Genomic DNA, 1,844 nt, shown 5'->3' with positions numbered 1-1,844 from the left:
GGACCACGACGGCGGCCTGCTCGACCGACTCGGCCAGGACCGCCTCGATCTCCCCCAACTCGACCCGATGACCACGAATCTTCACCTGACCATCCGCACGACCCGCGAACTCCAGCGCGCCATCGGCGTTCCACCGGGCCAGGTCGCCCGTGCGGTACATGCGGCCACCGCCGAACGGGTCGGCCACGAACCGCTCCGCCGTCAACCCCGGACGATTGAGATAGCCGTACGCGAGACCGGCCCCGGCGACGTACAGTTCGCCGAGCACTCCCCGGGGGACCGGCCGCAGCGTCTCGTCCAGCAGATAGACGCGGGTGTTGTCCAGCTCGTACGGGCGGCGGTCCGGGCCGTGCCAGCCGTAGGAGTCCACCGACGCCTCGGTCGGCCCGTAGAGGTCGTGACAGACGAGGCCGGGGACGGCGCAGATTTTCGCCCACAGCCCCGGGTCGATGGCCTCACCACCGACCAGCAACACCTTCAGACCCGCCTCCAGCAGGCCCGCCGAGACCAGTTCCCGCAGATACGTCGGCGTCACATCCAGCACATCCAGGTCCCGCGCCGCCCGGACGACGGCGCCGTCATCGCGGTAGTCCTCCAGCACATGCAACGCGTGGCCATCGAACATCCACAACAACGGCTCCCACGAACCGTCGAACACGAACGAGGCCACATGCCCCACCCGCAGAGCCCGACCCGCAGGCTCCATCAACCGCCGCCGATGCGACAGGAACAGGTTGACCAGGCCGCGATGGGGCACCACGACGCCCTTCGGACGGCCGGTCGAGCCGGACGTGTAGATCACGTACGCCGCGCCGTCCGGCCGTGACCGATCGACCGGCGGACCGTCCGGCAGATCGGCCAGATCCTCCTCACGCAACACCAGCGCGGGCGCGGCGTCCCCCAACAAGAACTGCGCGCGGTCGGCGGGCTGGTCCCGGTCGAGAGGCAGGTACGCCGCACCCGCCTTCAACACCCCCAGCAACGCCGGAACCATCAGAGCACGCGGCAGGTCCAGGCCGACCACCTGGCCCGGACCGGCACCACGACCGATCAGCGACCACGCCAGCCGGTCGCTCCACTCCCCCAACTCCGCGAAACTCCACGACCGCCGCCCCGTCACCAACGCCGTCGCCCCCGGCGTACGCGCCGCCTGCGCCCCGAACAGGGCGGGCACGGAGAGGCCGGGGTCGGGCCGGGACGCGCCGGAGCGCAGGAGGTCCTCGGCCTCGCCGTCGAGCAGGACGTCGACACGTCCGATCGGCCGGCCGGGGTCGGCGGTGACCGTCGCGAGGACGTGGCGCAGCCGGGCGGCGAGGCGTTCGGCCGTGGCGTGGTCGTAGCGGTCGGCGCTGTACTCGACGACGCCGCGGAGACCGTCGCCGTGCTCGAAGAAGTCGAAGGACAGGTCGAACATCGCGACGTCCTGACCGACCGGCTCCGTGGGGACACCGCCGCCGGTCAGGTAGGAGACCATGACCTGGAACAGCGGGTGCCGGCCCGGCCGCCTCGGCGGGTTCACCGCCTCGACCACCTGCTCGAACGGCACGTCCTGGTGCTCGAACGCGGCCAGGTCCGCGTCCCGTACGCGGGCCAGCAGCGCGCGGAAGGACGGGTCGCCGGAGGTGTCGGTCCGCAGCACGAGCGTGTTGACGAAGAAGCCGACGAGGTCGTCCAGGCCCGGGTCGTTCCGCCCGGCGACCGGGGCGCCGAGCGGCAGGTCGGTGCCCGCGCCGAGCCGGGTCAGCAGGACGGCCACGGCCGCCTGCACGACCATGAACGGGCTCGTCCCGGTGGCCTGGGCCAGGGCGCGCAGCGGCCCGGCCGGGACCTCGAAGGCGACGGTG

General features: G+C 72.3%; 1 protein-coding gene. It reads right to left on the bottom strand.

Annotation, left to right across the window (positions count from 1 at the left end):
- Nucleotides 1-1,844: non-ribosomal peptide synthetase (locus ACFFNX_RS49000; protein ID WP_378213330.1), on the bottom strand; the 1,844-nt coding region annotated here is incomplete at both ends.

It is taken from the genome of Actinoallomurus acaciae (genome assembly GCF_042429965.1).
Classification (GTDB): domain Bacteria; phylum Actinomycetota; class Actinomycetes; order Streptosporangiales; family Streptosporangiaceae; genus Actinoallomurus; species Actinoallomurus acaciae.
This window is presented reverse-complemented; position numbering and strand designations above follow the sequence as displayed.